At 54.6% G+C, this 19,005-nt stretch carries 20 protein-coding genes; 15 read left to right on the top strand and 5 right to left on the bottom strand.

Annotated elements, in window-relative coordinates; genetic code table 11:
- Nucleotides 1–5: 5 nt before the first annotated feature.
- Both mmsB and GA0071314_RS10630 read left to right on the top strand, forming a co-directional pair.
- A complete protein-coding gene (mmsB, locus tag GA0071314_RS10635; RefSeq protein WP_074396613.1) occupies nucleotides 6–908 on the top strand; it encodes a 3-hydroxyisobutyrate dehydrogenase in 903 nt (300 codons plus the stop codon).
- Between the two features lie 10 nt (nucleotides 909–918).
- Nucleotides 919–1,545 (top strand): glutathione S-transferase family protein, encoded by a 627-nt coding sequence (locus GA0071314_RS10630; RefSeq protein ID WP_074396612.1) that lies wholly within the window; start codon nucleotides 919–921, stop codon nucleotides 1,543–1,545.
- Between the two features lie 17 nt (nucleotides 1,546–1,562).
- Here the strand turns inward: GA0071314_RS10630 and GA0071314_RS10625 are convergent, their stop codons facing one another.
- Nucleotides 1,563–2,501, bottom strand: a complete 939-nt coding sequence (locus tag GA0071314_RS10625) for a ketopantoate reductase family protein (RefSeq protein WP_074396611.1) — start codon at nucleotides 2,499–2,501, stop codon at nucleotides 1,563–1,565.
- A 79-nt stretch (nucleotides 2,502–2,580) separates the two neighbouring features.
- Nucleotides 2,581–3,435: a mechanosensitive ion channel family protein gene (locus GA0071314_RS10620; protein WP_074396610.1), complete on the bottom strand. Its 855-nt coding sequence runs from the start codon at nucleotides 3,433–3,435 to the stop codon at nucleotides 2,581–2,583.
- Nucleotides 3,436–3,878: 443 nt separating this feature from the next.
- Between GA0071314_RS10620 and GA0071314_RS10615 the strand changes: the two genes are divergently transcribed.
- From GA0071314_RS10615 to GA0071314_RS10580, 8 genes are all read left to right on the top strand, one after another.
- Nucleotides 3,879–4,733, top strand: a complete 855-nt coding sequence (locus GA0071314_RS10615; RefSeq protein ID WP_074396609.1) for a GGDEF domain-containing protein — start codon at nucleotides 3,879–3,881, stop codon at nucleotides 4,731–4,733.
- A gap of 502 nt (nucleotides 4,734–5,235) precedes the next feature.
- The gene (locus GA0071314_RS10610) at nucleotides 5,236–5,571 is read left to right on the top strand and encodes a hypothetical protein (protein WP_074396608.1); all 336 of its coding nucleotides are present in this window, start codon (nucleotides 5,236–5,238) and stop codon (nucleotides 5,569–5,571) included.
- A gap of 98 nt (nucleotides 5,572–5,669) precedes the next feature.
- The gene (locus GA0071314_RS10605) at nucleotides 5,670–6,455 is read left to right on the top strand and encodes a DUF4393 domain-containing protein (RefSeq protein ID WP_074396607.1); all 786 of its coding nucleotides are present in this window, start codon (nucleotides 5,670–5,672) and stop codon (nucleotides 6,453–6,455) included.
- Between the two features lie 88 nt (nucleotides 6,456–6,543).
- On the top strand, nucleotides 6,544–6,882 hold the full coding sequence (locus tag GA0071314_RS10600) for a hypothetical protein (protein ID WP_074396606.1): 339 nt from the start codon (nucleotides 6,544–6,546) through the stop codon (nucleotides 6,880–6,882).
- A gap of 76 nt (nucleotides 6,883–6,958) precedes the next feature.
- Nucleotides 6,959–7,294: a hypothetical protein gene (locus GA0071314_RS10595; RefSeq protein ID WP_074396605.1), complete on the top strand. Its 336-nt coding sequence runs from the start codon at nucleotides 6,959–6,961 to the stop codon at nucleotides 7,292–7,294.
- Between the two features lie 547 nt (nucleotides 7,295–7,841).
- Nucleotides 7,842–8,114, top strand: coding sequence for a CopG family ribbon-helix-helix protein (locus GA0071314_RS10590; protein ID WP_074396604.1), 273 nt, complete (start codon nucleotides 7,842–7,844; stop codon nucleotides 8,112–8,114).
- A complete protein-coding gene (locus tag GA0071314_RS10585) occupies nucleotides 8,111–8,392 on the top strand; it encodes a type II toxin-antitoxin system RelE/ParE family toxin (RefSeq protein ID WP_074396603.1) in 282 nt (93 codons plus the stop codon). Before GA0071314_RS10590 ends, GA0071314_RS10585 begins: the two co-directional genes overlap by 4 nt.
- Nucleotides 8,393–8,489: 97 nt before the next feature.
- Nucleotides 8,490–9,005 (top strand): hypothetical protein, encoded by a 516-nt coding sequence (locus GA0071314_RS10580; RefSeq protein ID WP_074396602.1) that lies wholly within the window; start codon nucleotides 8,490–8,492, stop codon nucleotides 9,003–9,005.
- A gap of 482 nt (nucleotides 9,006–9,487) precedes the next feature.
- Here the strand turns inward: GA0071314_RS10580 and GA0071314_RS10570 are convergent, their stop codons facing one another.
- On the bottom strand, nucleotides 9,488–11,356 hold the full coding sequence (locus tag GA0071314_RS10570; RefSeq protein ID WP_442905884.1) for a putative bifunctional diguanylate cyclase/phosphodiesterase: 1,869 nt from the start codon (nucleotides 11,354–11,356) through the stop codon (nucleotides 9,488–9,490).
- Between the two features lie 265 nt (nucleotides 11,357–11,621).
- Between GA0071314_RS10570 and GA0071314_RS10565 the strand changes: the two genes are divergently transcribed.
- Both GA0071314_RS10565 and GA0071314_RS10560 read left to right on the top strand, forming a co-directional pair.
- On the top strand, nucleotides 11,622–12,416 hold the full coding sequence (locus tag GA0071314_RS10565) for a 2OG-Fe dioxygenase family protein (protein ID WP_074396601.1): 795 nt from the start codon (nucleotides 11,622–11,624) through the stop codon (nucleotides 12,414–12,416).
- A 209-nt stretch (nucleotides 12,417–12,625) separates the two neighbouring features.
- Nucleotides 12,626–13,378: a Crp/Fnr family transcriptional regulator gene (locus GA0071314_RS10560; RefSeq protein ID WP_082934244.1), complete on the top strand. Its 753-nt coding sequence runs from the start codon at nucleotides 12,626–12,628 to the stop codon at nucleotides 13,376–13,378.
- Nucleotides 13,379–13,552: 174 nt separating this feature from the next.
- Here GA0071314_RS10560 and GA0071314_RS10555 read toward each other — a convergent pair whose 3' ends face one another.
- On the bottom strand, nucleotides 13,553–14,056 hold the full coding sequence (locus GA0071314_RS10555) for an invasion associated locus B family protein (RefSeq protein ID WP_331710449.1): 504 nt from the start codon (nucleotides 14,054–14,056) through the stop codon (nucleotides 13,553–13,555).
- A 419-nt stretch (nucleotides 14,057–14,475) separates the two neighbouring features.
- On the opposite strand from GA0071314_RS10555, the gene GA0071314_RS10550 reads away from it, so the two are divergent.
- Complete coding sequence (locus GA0071314_RS10550) at nucleotides 14,476–15,519, top strand: M23 family metallopeptidase (RefSeq protein ID WP_074396598.1); 1,044 nt, start codon at nucleotides 14,476–14,478, stop codon at nucleotides 15,517–15,519.
- Nucleotides 15,520–15,793: 274 nt separating this feature from the next.
- Here GA0071314_RS10550 and GA0071314_RS10545 read toward each other — a convergent pair whose 3' ends face one another.
- Nucleotides 15,794–17,857 carry a tetratricopeptide repeat protein gene (locus GA0071314_RS10545; RefSeq protein WP_074396597.1) on the bottom strand — a complete coding sequence of 688 codons (2,064 nt, stop codon included), beginning with the start codon at nucleotides 17,855–17,857 and terminating at the stop codon, nucleotides 15,794–15,796.
- Between the two features lie 103 nt (nucleotides 17,858–17,960).
- On the opposite strand from GA0071314_RS10545, the gene GA0071314_RS10540 reads away from it, so the two are divergent.
- On the top strand, nucleotides 17,961–18,329 hold the full coding sequence (locus GA0071314_RS10540; protein ID WP_074398505.1) for a truncated hemoglobin: 369 nt from the start codon (nucleotides 17,961–17,963) through the stop codon (nucleotides 18,327–18,329).
- A 60-nt stretch (nucleotides 18,330–18,389) separates the two neighbouring features.
- Entirely contained in the window at nucleotides 18,390–18,851 is a 462-nt protein-coding gene (locus GA0071314_RS10535; protein WP_082934243.1) for a DUF4437 domain-containing protein, read from the top strand.
- Nucleotides 18,852–19,005 lie beyond the last annotated feature (154 nt).

The following is a 19,005-nucleotide window of genomic DNA, read 5'->3' as shown; positions in this document are numbered from 1 at the left end:
TCGCCATGAAAACTGTCGCATTTATCGGTCTAGGCAATATGGGTGGCCCGATGGCCGCTAACCTGGTCAAGGGAGGCTTTAAGGTACGTGCTTTTGACCTTTCAGCCAGCGCGCTTGCCACCGCAAAATCCCAGGGCTGCGAAGTGGCAAACTCCGCCCAGGACGCCGTGGCAGATGCCGACGTTGTGATCTCCATGCTGCCTGCAGGCAAGCATGTGATGGGCCTTTACGCCGAAGGCGACGCACCGCTGTTTGACGTTATTAAATCAAGCGCCATCGTAATCGACTGCTCCACCATCGATGCCGATACGGCCCGAAGCGTAGCCGCCATCGGGGCGGAAAAGGGCATCGGCTTTGTCGATGCGCCGGTATCTGGCGGCGTAGGTGGCGCCCAGGCAGGTACACTGACGTTTATCGTCGGCGGCAGTGAAGCCCAGTTCGAACAGGCCAAACCGGTACTGGACGCTATGGGCAAAAACATCTTCCACGCCGGCGACCACGGCGCCGGGCAAATCGCCAAGGTGTGCAACAACATGCTGCTGTCGATACTGATGGCGGGCACCTGTGAAGCCATCAACATGGGTGTCAAGAACGGCCTAGACCCGGCGGTGCTGTCAGAAATTATGAAACAAAGCTCCGGCGGCAACTGGGCGCTGAATGTGTATAACCCCTACCCAGGGGTAATGGAAAATGCGCCTGCGTCGAAAGACTATCAAGGCGGTTTCCAGGTCGATTTGATGATCAAAGATTTGGGGCTTGCCATGGATGTCAGCCAGCTAAGCGCCTCGCCCGTGCCCATGGGGTCCGCCGCTCGTTCGCTATTTACCTTCCATAAAGCAGGCGGTAACGGCAAACTCGACTTTTCAAGCTTGATGCGGTTTTATCAGGACAACGAGACTAACGCTTAAAGGAACGGCCATGATCACACTCTGGGGGCGCGATACTTCCACCAACGTCAAGAAAGTCCGCTGGGTGCTGGATGAGCTGGCATTGCCCTACGAGCAGATACAGGCCGGGCTGCATCACGGGGTAAATAACACACCGGAATACCTAGCCATGAACCCAAATGGGCTAGTGCCGTTATTTCGTGACGATGCCACCGACAGCCTGCTGTGGGAATCCAACACCATCATCCGTTACCTAGCGGCCCAGTACGGCGAGGATAAGTTCTGGATTGAGGAACCCGCCCAACGCGCCCAAGCAGAAAAATGGATGGACTGGTCGATTGGCGCGCTTTCGCCCACGCATCGCGCTATTTTAGCGGGCTATGTCAGAACGCCACCGGAACAGCGTGACAATGCGGCCATTGAAGCGTCCCTTAAGGTCTGTGAAGGGTTGTTTAGCATGATGGATGATGCGCTATCTACCCAGCGCTGGTTCTCTGGCGAAGCGTTTGGTCTGGGGGATATTGCGATTGCGCCGTCGGTCTATAACTTGCTCAACTGCGGCCTTAGCTGGCAGCCACGCCCGCATTTGGAGCGTTGGTATCAAGCGCTCACCGAACGCCCCAGCTTCCGCAAGGTGGTAATGATTCCGGTGGCGTGAGCCGAAGGCTCACTAGTTCAGGTAGCCGATTCTGAATAACCCGCTTCCAGCGCGGCGATGTCATCATCAAGCGCCTGAAGAACGCCATACGGCAGGCCGTGGTGTTGCGCGCTTTCGATCAACGGCCCCAAAATTGCCTCGCGCTCGGTGGGGCGCCTGGCTTCCACATCCTGCAACATCGAGGCCTTGTTATTGGCGGTGTTCTCCACCACTTGCAAGACCAGCGCTCGCCATGCGTCTTCGCCATGGCCACCATTCGGTGGCTGAATCCCTTCAGCCTGCATGATCGCCGCGACTTCCTTCACTATGGCTTTCACCCGGCCTGCATACGCTGCTTCACGCAACTCGCCGTTGCGCACCCCATGCAGCGCGACAAGTGGGTTAATTGCCGCGTTCACCGCCAGCTTCTGCCACAGGCGGCTTCGAATATCGTCCACTGCCGTCGCGGCAAACCCCGCCTGGGTTAACGTCTGCGCCAGCGCTTCCGCCAGAGCACCGTGCTGGTTATTCAAATCGCCAATAAACGTCGCCCCGCGCCCCGCATGCACCACGCCATCGTCGCCGGTTAAATAAGCGCCTTCAGAAGTGGTGGCACAGAGCACCGGACCCGGCCATACCTGGGTAATCCGCGGCTGAGCCAAAAAACCGTTTTGCCATAGCACCTGCGGGGTAGTCGAGGGGATGACCTCTGAAATGCTTTCAAGCGCCGCTTCAGCCGCCATGGCTTTGGTGGTGATATGCACAAAGGCAGGTGGCGCATGCGTTTCAGAAGCCAGTTGGGCCACCGTAAACGTGTTAAGAAGCTGCGACTTTTGTTCGCCTTCCGGCGTGGTGAGCCATTGTTGTTCAGCCAGCGCCCGACGACCAATCAGCGTGACCGCCGCCATGGGCGAGAGCGAATGGGCCAACAGGCGGCCAATGGCGCCAGGGCCGAGTATCCAGTGGGATGTTGTCATTGAGATCGTTGCTCAGCAGCGGTGTCGCTGCCAAGCTTACCGTGTTCATTGCTAACAAATGAAGGCAGGCAATTTCTGGTCACGCGTGTGCCGGGGCGTTCGCTGTTGTGCGCAACTGCCAATAACGGCGCAGCACGGCGTCGTTGATGGCGCGTTCCATTTCAAAGGCGCTGGGCGTGGGGCAGAAAAGCGTGACGCCAATGCGCTGCTTGCCGATGTCCGTGGTGGCAAGGGTCACGCGGGGTTGGGGGTCGGCGATGTCGATACCGCTGCGTTTTCTGATCACCTCGCTGTAGCGTTGGGCCAATTCGGAATGCGGGGCATGAAGCGATGCCACCTCCTCCTCAAGAGCCGGCAGTTCGGATCGCATATCCACGTTGGGCTCTAAAACGACGCAGACTTCAAGATACACCCACTTCTTGAAGAAGTTCTGATTCTGGATCGGCGTGGTCAGGAAAATGCTGTTGGGCACCACGATGGTCTTGCCGGAGTATTCAAAACGTCCCACCGCGCCACCAATTTCCTGCAGGGTCGTCGCCAGCATGGTTTCGTCGACCACCTGGCCGCGCAGGTCGCCGATTTCGACCCAGTCGCCAATCTCGAACGGCTGGTTGACGATACGCAGCACGGTGCCCGACAAACACAGAATCAGCTCCTTGGTTGCGATCACCAAGGCCACGGCGAAGGCGGTGATGGACAGCGCAAAGGCGTGCAGGGAAGGCAGCCAGATCAACGCCAGACCGAGTAAGGTAAGGATGACGGCAACGTTGCGGATCCTGGCCAGCCAGGCGCGACGGTAATCGGACAAAATCTCTTCTCGCCCGCGGATGACGCGCACGGCAAGGATGCGCAGCGTTATAAGAATCGCCACGAGCGCAATCGAGCTCACCAGACGGTTGCTCAACAGCTCCAACCAGAAGGAATCCTCAGGCATGGTGGTTTGGCGCTCCTCTTGCTGCGGGTCAATGATTCATCATGATCTTGGCACAATGACACTACGCAGTCGATTGAAGGCCAGCGCCAAGCGTGATATCGGCGACTTGGCTATCAAAGGCCTTAAGCGCTGTGGAGTTCATGATTAACATGATATTTTGCAACAACGCTTCCCATGAAAAAATCGCAGAGTAAAGGGCAGAGCCGATGCTCAGGTGCTAAGGTGGTTGAGGAGTTAGCCTTTCGTTATGCAGATGGAGTGCAGAAGGCCACTGGCGACGTTGTCAGCGCGTGAGCATTGATAAAGGAATATCCTGCGAGGGTTTATGGGCTCGTTTTGAAAGTTGGGTCTAGTCAGTTAACGACCCAAAGTGAACAGAATCATGTATTTCCTCTTCGCGATTGCTCTATAGTCGAGGAATGCTAACCGGATTACCCCAACCTATGGCCGTTGACCTGCAAGCGCTCTATCCAAAACTGATTCACTTGATGCTAGACACCGTATTCGTGGTGGATAAAGACAACCAGATCATCTTTGTGAGTGACGCCTGCGAGTCACTGCTCGGTTACCTTCCGCACGAGTTGATCGACACCCAAATCATCAACTACATGCACCCTGACGATTTAGCGGCTACGCGGGACTCCATTACTCGTGTGATGAGTGGTAAGCCCCACATTGATTTCCGCAACCGTTATATACGTAAAGACGGTGGAGTCGTCCACATACTGTGGTCTGCCCGCTGGTACGAGGAGGAGGGCGTGCGGATCGGGGTGGCGCGCAACGTTACCGACCTTATGCAGGCCGAGGAGGAATTGCGTCACCTCGCCCTTCACGACCCGCTGACAAAACTAGCTAACCGAGCGCTATTCTATGATCGACTAGACTCAGGCTTGCGCGCAGCCCATCGACATCAGAACAGACTGGCGTTGCTTTTTTTGGACATTAATGACTTTAAGAGCATCAATGATATCCATGGACATGCGATGGGCGACCGGATCCTCTGCACGATAGCCAGACGGTTGGAAGGCTGTGTAAGGGAGACAGATAACGTAGCCCGGATAGGCGGTGATGAATTCACAGTTCTATTAACGGAGATTCAGTCAGCGCAAGCTGCTACAGAAAAGATGGAGCAGATACTCACTGTCATCAACCAGCCGCTAAGTGCTGAGTTCGGTGAAGTGCAAATGCCAACCTGCAGCATCGGCGTCGCCTGTTATCCCGCCGACGGAGAAGACGCCGAAACCCTGCTAAGCCATGCAGATAGCCATATGTATAAGATCAAAAGAGGCAGTCGCTAGCGGTTGCTTGCCGTTAGCGAGCCGGCCAGCTTTTACGGCGATAGGCCAATAGCCATTGTCGGCCCCAGCCGCTCCATTAGGCTGATGCTTAAAGGTATGGCCCAGACGCTGGCTAGCGCCCACGCATTGGCTTAAGCGGGATCTTGACTGAAACCTGAGAGGGCTTGTCGTTTATTAGCCCTACTAAACAAATCGGTGCAACGTTGAAAATAATGCTTACACAGCTCAGCCTGCTTAAGTAGCTCGTGCTAGGCTAAGTTTAGTATGAAATTGGTCAGGTGCTGGTAATGAGAAAAGGCAGCTAACGACCCCGAGTGGCTATTCTTGGAAATGCAGCAGGAGCGCGAATTTTGGTTATACAGCCTAATGGAAATTTATAGTTTTAAGGGTCATAGGCTTGGGAGAATCTGGCAGGCTGTATTTGTCGGGAAAAAGTGCCAGTGCGTTCATTCAATCATAATATAGGCAGTCTAATACCTGTTAAGTTTAGGAAGTAACCTTTATGAGCCGAATCGAAATAAGGACAGAGGATGTTGAGTTGGCGAAAGATTTGCAATCACTGGATATAGATGGGCTGAATATTGGGCGTAGAATCGCCACTTTTGATGGTGCAGATCCTGAATTGATGGCCGCAGCCAATCAGGTCGCCACATTCGTTATTAGCTCGGGTAGCACCATCGCGCTAAGCCTATTTTCGTCTTGGCTATACGATCGCATAAAGAGAAGTAAGAAAGAAAAAAATATCAAAATTAACGGCGTGGAGATATCCGGCAACAATAAGAACCTGAAGGTTGAAATACATAACCACATTCATTTGCCGGACTCAAAAAGTGAGTGACTTAACAATCGCAGGCACAGCGACGGCTTTTTCGTTGTGGCTTCGCCTTCACTACAAAGCCGCGCGTGCTGCGGGCGTTAAGCGGTCTGAGGATTACCATGACTGATCCAAAAACATTTATCGAAAACATAGACAAGATAGAAAGCTCGCACACCTATCAGTCTGGAATGAAGGGAGCAGTTGACGAGGCTGGCAAAGCACTCACAACAGTAGGGCAAGCTGTAAACGCCGCCCTGTTGCCCATCAGGGGCCTTGTATGGGGGGCTGAGCAAATAGCAGTATGGATGAACGAGCGTGTATCAGAGAAGTTGATTGGGGTCTCGCCGGAAAAGATCGTAACTCCCAACCCACACGTCGCAGGTCCGGCAATAGAAGCCTTAAAGTACACTGCTCAGGAAGAAAGTCTGCGCGAGATGTTCGCTGAGCTACTTGCCAACTCGGTAAACGCTGACAAGAAAGATGACGTTCATCCGTCTTTCGTCGATCTTATTAGATCGATGAATAGCTTGGATGCACGGCTTCTGAAGGAGCTTCGAAAACGGTCCCCTGTACCAGTAATAGACATTGCGATCAGCAAAGAAGGGTCAAAAGGACTGAAGTACATTAGCAGAAACGTTTCTCTTCTGGGCCATTATGCAGGCTTCGAAGAACCATGGCGATCAATGCCTTCAATAGAAAATCTCGAGCGAATGGGTCTAGTGGTCGTAATAAAGCACTCCCATCTGGCAGACGATACGATCTATGAAGAGATTCAAAATCACCCGGAAATTCGAACAGTTATTGAGGAAGTTATGAAAGAAGAGGGCAGCAGCGTCCACATAGACAAAGGGGGTGTTGAAATAACTCGTTTCGGGGGGATGTTTGTTAAATCGTGCATCGCTTAACAATCGGCTGTAGTTCGGCCGCAAAAAGCGCGGCCCGGACGCACTACGCGTTTGCCTCGTGCGCCGCTAAGCCGGGCGTTAAGTAGCTATGGCAACCATCGAAGAAATTGAGCATCGCTGGGCTGAAGCTGGAAGGCTAATTGCGTTGTTGGCTTTGCTTGAGTATGCATATCCGCAAGTGATTGAGGAAATCAAAGGTACGAAGATAAGCGGAACAAACCTTTTGAATATGGTTGCGTACGCCTTAGACTTTGATTCGCGACACTGGGCAGACAAGGCAGTGACTTGGATCGAATCAGGTTTCCCAATAGATGCTGAAATTTGTGACCAACTGCTGAAAATATCAGCGTCAAAAAACGACACTCAAGCTCTGCGTCATCGGTCACTAAAACAAGCAAAAAGGTGGCAGCGTGCAACCGCTACTTAACCATGCCAGTCACGTGCGGCTACGTCTCCATTCCGTAACCGCGCGTGCTGAGCGGCGTTAAAAGTTAGGGATAACTATGGAAAAGTTCGGCCTCACTCTACTATTCACCCTAGCGGTGCTCATCATCTACTCAGCAGCATTCGTGACGTACCATGTTTCGCGATCAGACTTACTTGAGGTTGGTCAGAAGCGAACCATCTATCTGTTCGTATGGCTAGTTCCGCTAATTGGACCTGGTATTACCGTTGCGGCACTCGGTGATGATTTCGTGTGCCAGCGTAAGAAACCGGGCGTTCCATTATTGAACTACATTTTCCTTGGTGCAGTTTTATCATCCGTCCAAGAAAACAGAGATGAAACAACCCATTCGGGCGGCGCGGACTCAACAGGAGGCAGCGATGGAGACTTTTAACCAGTCAATTAAGTTCGTTCCGGCCTACGGCCTCCACCGGACGCCCCTCAAGGGCCGCCGCTTATTTCAGCGTTAAATGTAGCAAAGAGGTTAATCAGTGCTTCTAGGGAAAGCTGAAGAAAATAGCCCATACCTTTGCCACAATTGTAACGGGGCAACTCGATGGGTATTACCGCTTAATCTCAGAAATGCCGTTGTTGCTTTGTCCCACCTGTCTTATTTCATTGGCTGCATTCTATTTATGATTTTCTACGCCAAGAGTGGAGCCAGCGATTTAATCACTATGGTCGTTTGGGCTCTGGGGTTGTGGTTCATTCGAAAGCTCTATAAGACCAGATTGGTGTGCGTCCATTGTGGCATCGCCGCCAGGTGAACACATTTAACCAGTCATTCCAGTTCGTTACGGCCCTGGCGGGCCTCCACCTGACAGCCTTTTCTCCGCTTCGCTGCGCAAAGGCCGCTGCTGAATATTGGCGTTAAATTTTTGCAGCCCCCCTCGCCGACTATGGTGTAATACATTGTAGTCACCTAATCCGAGGGTACGGCCATGAGTGTCACTACAGTTCGCCTTCAGGCAGAAGTTGAACAGCACCTGGAGGCAATCGCCAGCAGGCTCCACCGGAGCAAAGGCTGGGTGATTAACCAAGCGCTTTCGGAATACATCGAAAAACAACAGCTTGAGCAAGAGCGTTGGAAGCAAACGCTAGAGGCAATGGAGTCAGCCGCCCAAGGGAAAGTAGTTGATGCCAGCGAGGTACATCGTTGGCTCAATAGCTGGGGAACCGAAAACGAGCAGGATGCACCGAGGTCAGGTAAGTGAAACTGGTTTACACGGATGACGCCATTGAAGATTTGAAGCGCCTCAGGGAGTTCATCGCAGTCTATAATCCCTCAGCGGCAGCCAGGATAGCCGCAGAGCTGGTAGGCGAAATCGAATTGTTACCAGACTTCCCCAAAATGGGGATACCGGTTGAAATTGCACCGCTACCTGATTCGATCCGCGACATGGTTTTTGGGAAGCACGTTGTCCGTTATTCAGTACATGTCAGTGCCATCATCATTCTTCGGGTATGGCACGAGCTGAAGGGTGAGCGGTAACAATTTAACCAGCCGCTGTTGCCGGACAATTTTTCCACCGCTGCGCGGCTCCAAAATTGCCGCAAAGCTTCGCGTTATGTGCTCAGGGAGTTCAGCATTGGAACAATTTGAAAGAGCGAAGAGATATCTATCGCGTGTCGAGGGGTTTTATGAGGGCGTTTTCTCCTCCACAGGCCATGATAAGGATGCGTATGATGACGATGTTGTTTCTTTCTTCATTCATTGCTATCACATCAGGGACTGGATTATTTACCTGAACACATTGGGCATAACTGCAAAGCAAGTTGATCTGTATATTGATCAGCATAAAGCTCTGAAGGTGTGTGCCGACTTGGCCAATGGTTCCAAGCACTGCAAGCTCACACGCTCCATGCGCACTGAACGCCAACCGCATATTTCGGGGAGAGAAAGGCGTACATCGACTTGGCTTACTGACAGTGGAGGTGGTGAAGTCATGAAGTGTAAATATACTATTGTGAGCAACACAGAAATTCTTGATGCACTGGAGTTGGCAAGGGAGTGTGTTGAGTTATGGGAATCTTTCATCGACGAATTGAAAGCACATAACAAATCAAGGCAGCAGGACGCTAGCGGAGCTGGCGCCTCTGCTTAGGCGTTAAAGCATAACATCAGTGACATCTAAAAGACCGCTCTTGGCCGGACAACGACGGCCCGAATAGGCCGTCGTTCATCCGCATCAAACTTCAGTCTGTTCTGCGATTTCCAACGCGTCATCTACCTCTATCCCTAGATACCTGACAGTGCTTTCCAGCTTTGTGTTACCCAGGGGCAGTTGCACTGTCTTCAGGTTTTTCGTGCGACGGTATATCAACGAGCTTTTGTGCGACGCATCTAGACCTATTGCGGTGACCCAGCCTTTCACAATACGGGCATATTGGCGCGTTGAAAGATGCTTTGCGCTATTGATTCGGCTGGGAAACAGGAGGTCTTCGCTTCGGAGCTGAGCCAGCTATATCTAGCCGATAATAGCGATGAGAGTCTGCTCGGTAATTTCGAACTGGACGGGCCGATGAAGAGGGCAAGGTCTCCAGGGTATGGCAACCCCGGGGGTTGTACGTCAAATCACGACGAGGCTCAGCTCGACAGCCCCTCGTGACCAGGCACGAAACCGCCCAGCAGGCGGTCGATTTCCTTGGCAGGCATCGGACGGTAGAAGAAGAACCCCTGGATGAGGTCGCAATGCATTTCGCGAAGCAATGACAACTGTTCGGCGTTCTCGACGCCCTCGGCCACTACCTCCAACCCCAACCGATGACCGATGAAGATGGCTCCCTCCATGATGGCCCTATCCTTGGGCTGGGTGGGAGCGTCATGGATGAAGGAGCGATCGATCTTCAGAGCGGTGACTGGAAAGTGCTTGAGATAGCTCAGGGAAGAATAACCGGTCCCGAAGTCGTCGATCGCAATGCGAATACCGCGATGATAGAGGCGCCGCAGGTCCTCGAGGAGGGGCTCGTCGGCTTCGATCAGGACATTCTCGGTCAATTCGATGCCGATATCCCGCGGGCCTAAGCCGTGACGCTGCAGCGTGTCCTCGAAGCTCTTCAGGGCATCGGGGCGCACCAGTTGACGACCCGAGACATTGATGTCGATGCGGTGCTCATGAAATCCCTTGGCGCGCCATTCCACCTGCTGGCGGCAAGCCTCTTCGATGACCCAGTCGCCCAGCCGATGGATCACACCGGAGCGCTCGGCCAGCGGGATAAACTCGCCAGGCGAGATCGGCGGGCCCTCGGCAGGCTGCCAGCGTAGCAAGGCCTCGAGATTCTCTATTCGCCCACTGGCCGCCGAGACCTGGGGCTGGTAGTGGAGGGAGAATTCACCGTTATCCAGGGCTTCCTCGAGTCGCGCCGAGAGATAGTGCTGGCGAACCAGCTCATCATGGAGCTTCTGTTCGAAGAAACGTACAGCACCCCGGCCCTCCAGCTTGGCACGATTCTTGGCAACATCGGCATTACGGATCAATTCGCGTGACGATTCACCATTCTCGGGAAAGAGCGCCACCCCCAGGCTGGCCGTGACGTGACGCTCCCGGCCATCCAGGACGAAAGGTTCCCGGAAGACATTCTGGACATGACGAACGACCCGTCTGACATCGGGGGCCAAGTGGACGCCGGGAAAGGCCAGTACGAATTCATCGCTAGAAACACGGGACACCAGGTCAGTGATTCGCTGGCACTCTCTCAGCCGCCGCGTCAGCTCAATGAGCAGGCGATCGCCCTGATCATAGCCAAGGGCATCATTGATCTCGACGAAGTGATCGAGGTCCAGGTAGATGGTTGCCAGGCCATTGCCCTGGCGCCGACAGGAATCCAACAGACTGTCCAGGTCGACCTCGAAGGTCTGGCGGTTAGGGAGATGGGTGAGCCTGTCGAAACGGGTGGCGAATTCCAGGTCACGGTGGGCGCGCTTTTGGTCGGAAAGATCGACATCCACGCAGAACATCAAGGGTGCGTCGGTATGCTCATTGAGCATCAGATGCTGCGAAAAGACCGATACCAGTTCACCCGTTTTATGCTTGAGCTCGAGTTCATCGGCGGGTATATCGATGCCTTCATTGATCCAGGCTCTATGCGCCTGGATCATCTCGTCACGCATGAAGGCAGGAATGATCAGATCTTCCAGTAACTGTCCCTGGGCTTCCTCAGCGGTATAGCCATAGAGACGAGTGCTACCCTCATTCCAGTAAATCACTCGCCGATCGCGATCATACCCCTGAACCGCCACCTTTGGCAGACTCTCCAGCAGGGCGCGGAATCGCTGTTCACTCTCCAGATACTGGCGGCGTACTAACGCGACTTCTTCCCTGCTGGCATCATGCGAATCGATGCCATCAGTTGGAGGTGTCTTTGACACCTCCAACGCGAGCGCAGCGGAAAACTTCCTGCGGTTCTTCTTCAGGCGTTCCGAATCTCTGTGATGTCGGGAATCGCTGGCAGTCATGGGATTCACTTAAAGAAAACACACTGTCAAGAGCCATCATAATGGCAACAATAGGCAACTTTGTTGTGATTATCCTACACCTATTTGCAGGAGAACCTACATATATACGTTATCAACGGTCTGATCCTGTTTTTAAAAAAATCACTCTTTTTTAGTACATTTCTTTGACATATCGTTGCAAATCTTTTCATTTTAATCCTGTTGACCGCGGTGTTTACACCGGCAACACCGGGCAATTCCGCCCAGTTAACAGGAGAATACCAACATGAAACTCGATACTCTCAAGCACGGTTTCGACCTCACCTCCATGCTTGCCGATTCACTCGCCGATTATTGGCATCCGGGAGTGACCGAGGCGCTGAGGCATCAGGATTGGGCGAAAACCGATATTCGGGATCGAATCGATCTGACCGCCTGGCAGGGGTTTACCGCTGACCTGCCGCGCGATCCCTACGTTAACCAGCGATGGAAGCGGATGTCATGGCTCGCCCTGAATGATCAGGGAGATGTCGAGGATATGGGCCAATGCCCCATGGCCCAGGGAGGGGCCTTCAACGACGCGGAAAGCATGGCGGATCGCCTGCGGTACTATGATCCGCTGACTCGGGAATTCATGGCACGCCCCGATGTGAAGGCCTTCGTTCGCGCCTGGGCAAGGCTGTGGAGTATCGGTGCGCACGAACCCATCCTGATGCAGATCACCGGGGTCCGTGGAGAAGGCAACATCGATCCCCTTCAGGGCCAGGGAATTCATGCCGATGGCTGCAAGGCCCTGAGTATTCTGGTCATCAATCGGGAAAACGTGGCGGGGGGTGAAAACCACCTCTTCGCAGACAAGGCCGGCACGCAACCCTTGGTCGATATCACCCTGGATCCGGGTGATATCCTTCATCTGCGCGATGACCGGCTATTCCACAGTGTCGATGGGATCGAACAGCTCGACAGCGAGGTTCCCTTCGAGCGGTTCATCATCATCATCAACAGCCGCTTCGTGGACGACTTCCAGAACCGGATGTTGCGTCGCCACTTCCCGGAAGCGGTCCTCAATGAGAGCTTCTAACACTCTCGGAAAATTGAGAACCTAGCAACACCTACGCCCCCGGAAATCCGGGGGCGTCTTGGTTGTGCGCCAGTCATGGCGCGCAGCGCCCAGCAAGAACCCACCCAACTGACTGATAATACTGGTTATCCATAACCTATGTTAAGTGGGCAGTCTAGGCATGTGTATTAGAATAATGTGAAAAAATCATTTGCCTGAGAGGTAATAGAGTGGCTCTCCTCGATACCGTCGTCATGCGGGGCCTTAGTCGCCAAGGTGCCTTGTCTCCTGAAGACAAGGCGTTGTTGCTGGGACTTGAGCTTAGCCCTCGGCGCATGTCAGCCAGCGAGGTACTATGGCTGGAAAATGGGGATGCTGATCTGTTCTGTGTGGTCAAGGATGGCTGGGCATACTCCTATCGCAACTTGAAAAATGGTTCGAAGCAGATCCTCAAGTTCTACCTCCCCGGGGATATCATCGGTATTCGCGATTTTGGCTTCACCCGCCGCTTGGCAAGTGCGTCGATGATTAATGAAGGTGTGATCTACCCGTTTTCCTATCAGCAGCTTTTTGAACTCTTTGGGCGTTCAAACCTGGCTGTTGGCATCATGGCCACCGCGATGCGTCAGCAGGCGCTGCTTTCAGAGCGCCTGATCTACCTCGGCAAGTATACCGCCCACGAGCAGCTGGCTCACTTTCTCTACGAAATCTATCTGCGACTCAAGCGGATTGGGGCCGTGGAGGACAATGGCTTTCTCATGCCGCTCACTCAGGAGTTGATCGGCGACGCGCTGGGGATGAGCCCGGTACACGTGAGTCGGACCTTCTCGATGCTGCGCGAAGAGGGGCTCGTGATCCGCGACCGCCACCAAGTAACGTTGCCAGACCCCGAAGCGTTGGCGCGGCTAGTCGAGTTCAACGACAGCTATATCGATGAATTACTACCTGCCACTTTTTCTGAACTGCTAAGCGCTACCCCATAAAGCGCCAATCGCAAAAGCACGCGTCGCGTCTGTTGGTAGGGCTGCTCGCTTGAAGTGGCTTTTCCATTGGTACGTCATAAACGGGTGCATTTCGTAGTAGCGATTCGTGTTGATAACGACTGAGTAGACTTGCCGGCCCCTGTGGGCCGGCTTTGTCGGGAAAGGCCCCTAGGCTCAGGGAGCGATGCGATTACTGGCGTCGGTAAAGCCGGCCAGCGAAATATCCAGGTCCATGCGGTCACCCTGTGGACCAATCATGCTGAGGGTTGCCGTAGTGCCACTGCGGAGTTCCTGCAACATCGACGACTCAATGGGGGCGTCGGCACGGCACCCTTGCTCCTGGCAGACCTGATAGGGGAACTGGATCGGCTCACCGTCATCCACGCTCATTTGCATGCCCGGGGCTAGACGTACCCCTAGCGGCACGAAGAAGCTCATCACAGGGTCATCGGCCTCGGGTGGGTAGTCGAGAATTACTTGCATCAAGGGCTGGTCGCTGTCAGGTTGAGTGATCAATTGCGCCATCGCACAAGGGCTTGGGCCTTCGCCATTACGCTGGCAACGGACCTCCCAGTCCTGGAATGACTCGGTGGTGACATCATCATCGGAAGCCGTCCCAGGTTCTTGTTGGCTGAAGGCGTTGGGAGACAACATCAAGATCGATAATAGTCCCATCATACATAGGCTTTGCTTTAGACAGTGCGGCATTGACGTAACCTCTTATTGGTTCGCTCATGGTGAATAATAATACCTACCATGCCTGCTTGCTCGCTTGAGGTCGAGCCCCTTGGTCACGAGCGTGTGGCTGCCTCGGTTGATCAGGCGGCTTGAGGGCCAATATTCACAACACACATTGGTGGTAATCAAAACGCGCCAATGAGTACGGGTCAGGCTGCTAGCGCGCGGAACACATTGTAGGTTAAGCGTAGACGTTAGCAAGATAAGCTGCCCGTCCTTGTCGTTAGTGGAATATCAGCACGCCTCGACGTCATCCCATCCTCATTTGCAAATTGGCATTGTGCGGCGCAGTCACGAGTTCACGTCAAAGGCTTTTCAACAATCGGCACAGGGCGTCATAATCTCCGCTTAGGTTGACAATGTCGCTGGGTAAGATCACGCCTCCAAATGCTAGAATGAAAAACATACTGATCGCACTTGCACTCACCTTCGTAGTCGTCACCTCGATTCAGCTGTTTTCCCCGCTGGAGGTTGCCGGTGTTGTGGTGGTCGCGATTTATCTAATTCTATACGCGATTCTGCAGTGGCAGCATCGATTTAGAAAGCAACGTTCTTTTCCACACGACACCGCACCTGACCGTTCCAGTTGGCCTCTATCGGGGCCGTTTCGGCGATTGGGGCCTACGTTCGGTGGATGTCTTTTCTTGTGCGTCTTTTGGATCACCAACATCTTAAGCATTTTTAATCCATTTCAACTGGTGCAGATCATTCGCCAAATGATCGGCAATGCGCGACTGGAGAAAAGAGAGAAGCGGACCGGCGAAAGCGGTGTGAACTATAAAACCAAATCGAGATATCACCTTCCCGTTCATGGGGAATGGCTTGTCTTCAACGGAGGGTATAGCCCGAAGAGTTCGCATTCATGGGAGCTTCTGGGGCAACGGTTTGCTCTGGACCTCGTGAAAGCTGATCCAACGTTTTGTCGCCACTCGGGGAGCGGTATGCGATTAGAACAGTATTATTGTTATAGTCAGGATATATTGGCAGCGGCCGATGGACGTGTCGTGGGCGTCGAGAATCGCGTTTCTGACGCGCCGTTTGTCGGTTGGGGATTTAGTGATTTTACAGCACGGCATTTTGCTGGAAGCCACGTGATTATCCAGCATGCCGAAGGCGAATTTGCGTTGTACGCCCACCTAATTAAAGGCAGCATCTGTGTGCGCACTGGTGACCAGGTTAAGCGGGGAGAGCGCATTGGTCAGTGTGGACACAGCGGCCATAGCAGTGAGCCACACCTCCATTTTCATTTACAAGACTCACCCAGTTTGTTCCAGGGCATGGGCTTGCCGGTTAATTTTTGTGACCTCCATGTAGATGGTAAAAACTTGGCTTCTGGTTACATTCGTGCCACTCAACGGGTCCGGAACGCTTCGCACGTTGCCACTGAAGCACCGAAGACATGAAACGGGAGCTTAAGGCCGAGGCTGTGTGAAAACTCATAAATCAGTTGGCTGTTGCCGTATTCAACTGTATGGCTACTGCTAATAGGGAATTGCTCCGAGTATTCTAGACACCCGTATACTTGCGGAAATCGGCAATCGTTTTGAAGTCGGGTGCAAGGCGTTACCCCAGAAAGCTACACGGCGGCAAAGCCGGGCAAGTTCGGTGTAGGCGCCGGTTAACCAAAACGTTATTGGCATAAGCGCTGACCCAGAAACCAGGCAGGGTCAGGAGTTGTCAGATTTTCCAGTCCACCGGCGCACGAGGGTCGGGCTGGTAGACGAAGTAGGTGCCGGTGCGTAGCGTCCGCTCCAGGTGCGCGCCGAGGCTTGAATGATGTTGCGTGATCCGATTGAGGGCGTAGCGCAGCGAGCGGGTGGCGCTGGTGCGCGCGCGCTCTACGCCGTCACCGACGGTACGAGCCCGACCGTTCAGGCCGACACCGCGGCACAGCTCGTCGACGAGAAATTCACGATCGGCGCGTGCGAGTTGCGCTCGGTGAAAATCGTTGTTCGCCTCGGCTTCCGCGATGTCCTCTTCCGTCTCGGCAAGGCGCTGCCGGTAGGCCTCGCGAGCTTTGGAGTCGAACACCTCCAGTCCGCATTGGGCATCAATCCGGGGTGCGCCACCTGCGGACAAGCCGACGGGAAGCGCCCCACGTTCCACCTCGACCAGGTCGAGGACATGAAATTCCCGGCCGGGCTCCGCCAGTAAGCGCTCCAGGTACCGCATGCCCTTGAGATCTTTCAAGCGGACGGTAGGGCCTCCGAAAGTCACCGTTCGCATATCCCCTTCGCGGCAAAAAACACAATGCTCGGGTTCCGTAGCCTGCCGCGAGGGTGTCACCGGCCGGTGTTCGCGAGCCAGTTTTGCCCAGGTCGTGGCGTTGAGCTCCTCCAGCGCTCGGCAAGCGGCGTCGAGTTCCAGATCGGCGGTTCTGTCGTTACCTGCCGCGCGGTGTGCCGAAGCGAGCTCGACGCGTAGATTCGCGGCTTCGAACGGCATTCGCAGCGAGATCCACTCCATCATGGCCTGGCTCAGAAGCTCAATCGCTTGGCATTTCTGCCCGTCGTGCAGCGCCAACCGCCCCTGGGCGGCGAGCGCCGAGTTTTGTAATGTGCGGCTCTGGTAAGTCCGGGCGATATCCTTAAGGTCGGCTGCGGCAGTGCGAGCCGTGTCGCCGTCGCCAGCCGCCAGCGCTATGACCACCTGGGCCTCGCGCAAGGGGGCCCGTTGCAACCCTCCGGAAGGCGGGCGCTCCTTCGACGGGATATCAAATGGGTGCTCGAGCGCGCTTTCGATCATCGCAGAAGCTTCGTCGACTCGTCCTTGGGCCAACCGCAGCAAGGCAAGCCCCGGTTGGGGGAGCCAGGCATTCTGGTGGGCCGCCAGATACGACTCCTCAGCACCCGCGAAATCGCCCTTGCGAAGCCGCGCGTTGCCAAGTTCGGTCAATGGCCAACCGAATTCCCGCCGCATCCAGGGGCGCAGCTCTTCGCAGGCCTGCAATGCCTCCTGCTCGGCGGCATCGCACGGGCCCCTCAGGCGCATGATCTCCGCCCGGTGAACCCGGCAGCGGCCGTGGAGGCCTCCAAACGCTGCCCCTTGGCGCCACCGTTCCATGGCTTCGGTCCATTCCTCGGCGCGGTCGTACTGACCGATCCACTGCATCGCGCAGATAAGCTCGCACCACATCTGCCCCGAGGTGAGGGGGTCGAGGTTGCCCGCGCTCAGTTCCACTGCAACGTCATCCAGCGCGCTCAGCCCTTCATCCAGGTAGCCGTCGTGGATGCGGACCCTGGCGAAGGCCACCTGTCCAATGATCGAGGGTGCGGCCAGCCCGTGCCTTTGTCCTCCGTCCATGGCCTGTTGCGCCCATTGCCCAGTCCCCGGCATGTCGCCACACATCAACCGTTCGTAGGTCCGCACCGCGGCGATCCAGGCCCAGACCGGGTTGTCGGGCGCGTCTTTCACCAGGCATTCCGCCCGGGACAGCCAGGCGCGCACGGTGGCCATCAGGCCCGTGTCCATCATCAGGTACATGCCCACCATAACTGCCGCGAATGCCGCTTCCCGGGTGCGGTCGTTTTCAAGGTGCAGGTGGTAGAGCTCAGCGTACGCTGCCAGCGTTTCCTCCAGATCACCGGCACCGTAAGCCGCTTGGGCCCGCAGCTCCAAAAGCTCGGCAGTGGGTGGCGCGGCTGATGGTGGTTCTGACAGTCTCGTTAGTAGCTTCTGGGCCTGCACATAGTCGCCAGCGTCGAGGGCAGCCCGAATCCGCGTCAGTTCCCCTTCCGTCATCGCTCAACCCTCTTGTTGTGGTTGTAACAAGGATTGTCACGCATTTATGCGTAGGTGCAAGGCGCATCTAACCGAAAACTTATTCAACAGGGAGTATCTTGACATGAGTGACACCCTTTTCGACAGACTCGGCGGTCTCAACGGTATTGACAAACTCGTAAACCGGATCGTCGAACTTCACCTCGAGAGTGACATTGTCGGTCCACGATATTGGGTGCTCGATGAAGAGGCAATTGACCATGCGCGTGAGAAAGTCAAAGAGTTCATTGCGGCCGGTACTGGCGGACCCGTGGAATACACCGGTCGGTCGATGATTGAAACTCACACCGGGATGAACGTAAGCGCGGCCGAATACCTGGCCGTGATTGACGACATCATGCAGGCGATGAACGAGATGGAATATTCCGGCCCGGTCTGCAACGAAGTTCTGGGTATTGCCTATTCGCTCAAGGAGGAAATCGTTCACATATAGGCTGAAGTGTCGGTCGACGATGTACCGCACATATCGGAACTAACTAAACGGAGAAAAATCATGTTTATTCAGACCAAAGTAACCATTCTGAGGGCTCTATTCTCCCTGTTGTTCGCTGGCCCACTGCTGGTCACAATACCATCGTATGCTGACGATCGGGCCTTTATATGGAACCTTGACGACGAGGAGCTTCAATGGGGCCCCTGTCCAGAATTTATGCCCGAAGGCTGTGGTCTGGCTGTTCTGCAGGGCGATCCGGAAGACCATAATGCCGACGTTTTCTTCCGGCTCCCCGCTAAAACCACTGCCGACCATCACTGGCATCACTCCGCTGAGCGTATGGTGTTGGTCGCCGGTGAAATGGAGGTAGATTACGACGGGCAGGAGCCGGTGATTCTGAGACCGGGTACTTACGCTTATGGCCCGCCCAAACTGGCTCATGTCACGCACTGTCGTTCCGACGAAGACTGTGTATTGTTTATCGCTTTTGAAGAGCCTATAGACGCGCTGGAAACCGAATGATGTAACATAACGGCATTCCGGCTCCAATGGGGCGGGATGTCGTTTAACTCACCAGATTCTCTACCCGTTCGCGCACTCATCGACGTGAAGTTCCGGAAAGAAGCTAAACCCAAAAAAATACCGGAAAGTTCAATTATCGGCATCGGGGCACAAT

This window comes from Halomonas sp. HL-93 (assembly GCF_900086985.1).
Classification (GTDB): Bacteria; Pseudomonadota; Gammaproteobacteria; order Pseudomonadales; family Halomonadaceae; genus Vreelandella.
Note: the sequence above shows the minus strand (reverse complement) of the source record. Positions and strands in the feature narration are given on the sequence as shown.

Coding starts and splice junctions, on each gene's coding strand:
- mmsB (WP_074396613.1), top strand. CDS start 6: ATGAAAACTGTCGCATTTATCGGTCTAGGCAATATGGGTGGCCCGATG.
- GA0071314_RS10595 (WP_074396605.1), top strand. CDS start 6,959: ATGGAAAAGTTCGGCCTCACTCTACTATTCACCCTAGCGGTGCTCATC.
- GA0071314_RS10615 (WP_074396609.1), top strand. CDS start 3,879: ATGGCCGTTGACCTGCAAGCGCTCTATCCAAAACTGATTCACTTGATG.
- GA0071314_RS10625 (WP_074396611.1), bottom strand. CDS start 2,501: ATGACAACATCCCACTGGATACTCGGCCCTGGCGCCATTGGCCGCCTG.
- GA0071314_RS10620 (WP_074396610.1), bottom strand. CDS start 3,435: ATGCCTGAGGATTCCTTCTGGTTGGAGCTGTTGAGCAACCGTCTGGTG.
- GA0071314_RS10590 (WP_074396604.1), top strand. CDS start 7,842: ATGAGTGTCACTACAGTTCGCCTTCAGGCAGAAGTTGAACAGCACCTG.
- GA0071314_RS10565 (WP_074396601.1), top strand. CDS start 11,622: ATGAAACTCGATACTCTCAAGCACGGTTTCGACCTCACCTCCATGCTT.
- GA0071314_RS10540 (WP_074398505.1), top strand. CDS start 17,961: ATGAGTGACACCCTTTTCGACAGACTCGGCGGTCTCAACGGTATTGAC.
- GA0071314_RS10610 (WP_074396608.1), top strand. CDS start 5,236: ATGAGCCGAATCGAAATAAGGACAGAGGATGTTGAGTTGGCGAAAGAT.
- GA0071314_RS10570 (WP_442905884.1), bottom strand. CDS start 11,356: ATGACTGCCAGCGATTCCCGACATCACAGAGATTCGGAACGCCTGAAG.
- GA0071314_RS10545 (WP_074396597.1), bottom strand. CDS start 17,857: ATGACGGAAGGGGAACTGACGCGGATTCGGGCTGCCCTCGACGCTGGC.
- GA0071314_RS10535 (WP_082934243.1), top strand. CDS start 18,390: ATGTTTATTCAGACCAAAGTAACCATTCTGAGGGCTCTATTCTCCCTG.
- GA0071314_RS10555 (WP_331710449.1), bottom strand. CDS start 14,056: ATGATGGGACTATTATCGATCTTGATGTTGTCTCCCAACGCCTTCAGC.
- GA0071314_RS10600 (WP_074396606.1), top strand. CDS start 6,544: ATGGCAACCATCGAAGAAATTGAGCATCGCTGGGCTGAAGCTGGAAGG.
- GA0071314_RS10630 (WP_074396612.1), top strand. CDS start 919: ATGATCACACTCTGGGGGCGCGATACTTCCACCAACGTCAAGAAAGTC.
- GA0071314_RS10605 (WP_074396607.1), top strand. CDS start 5,670: ATGACTGATCCAAAAACATTTATCGAAAACATAGACAAGATAGAAAGC.
- GA0071314_RS10550 (WP_074396598.1), top strand. CDS start 14,476: ATGTCGCTGGGTAAGATCACGCCTCCAAATGCTAGAATGAAAAACATA.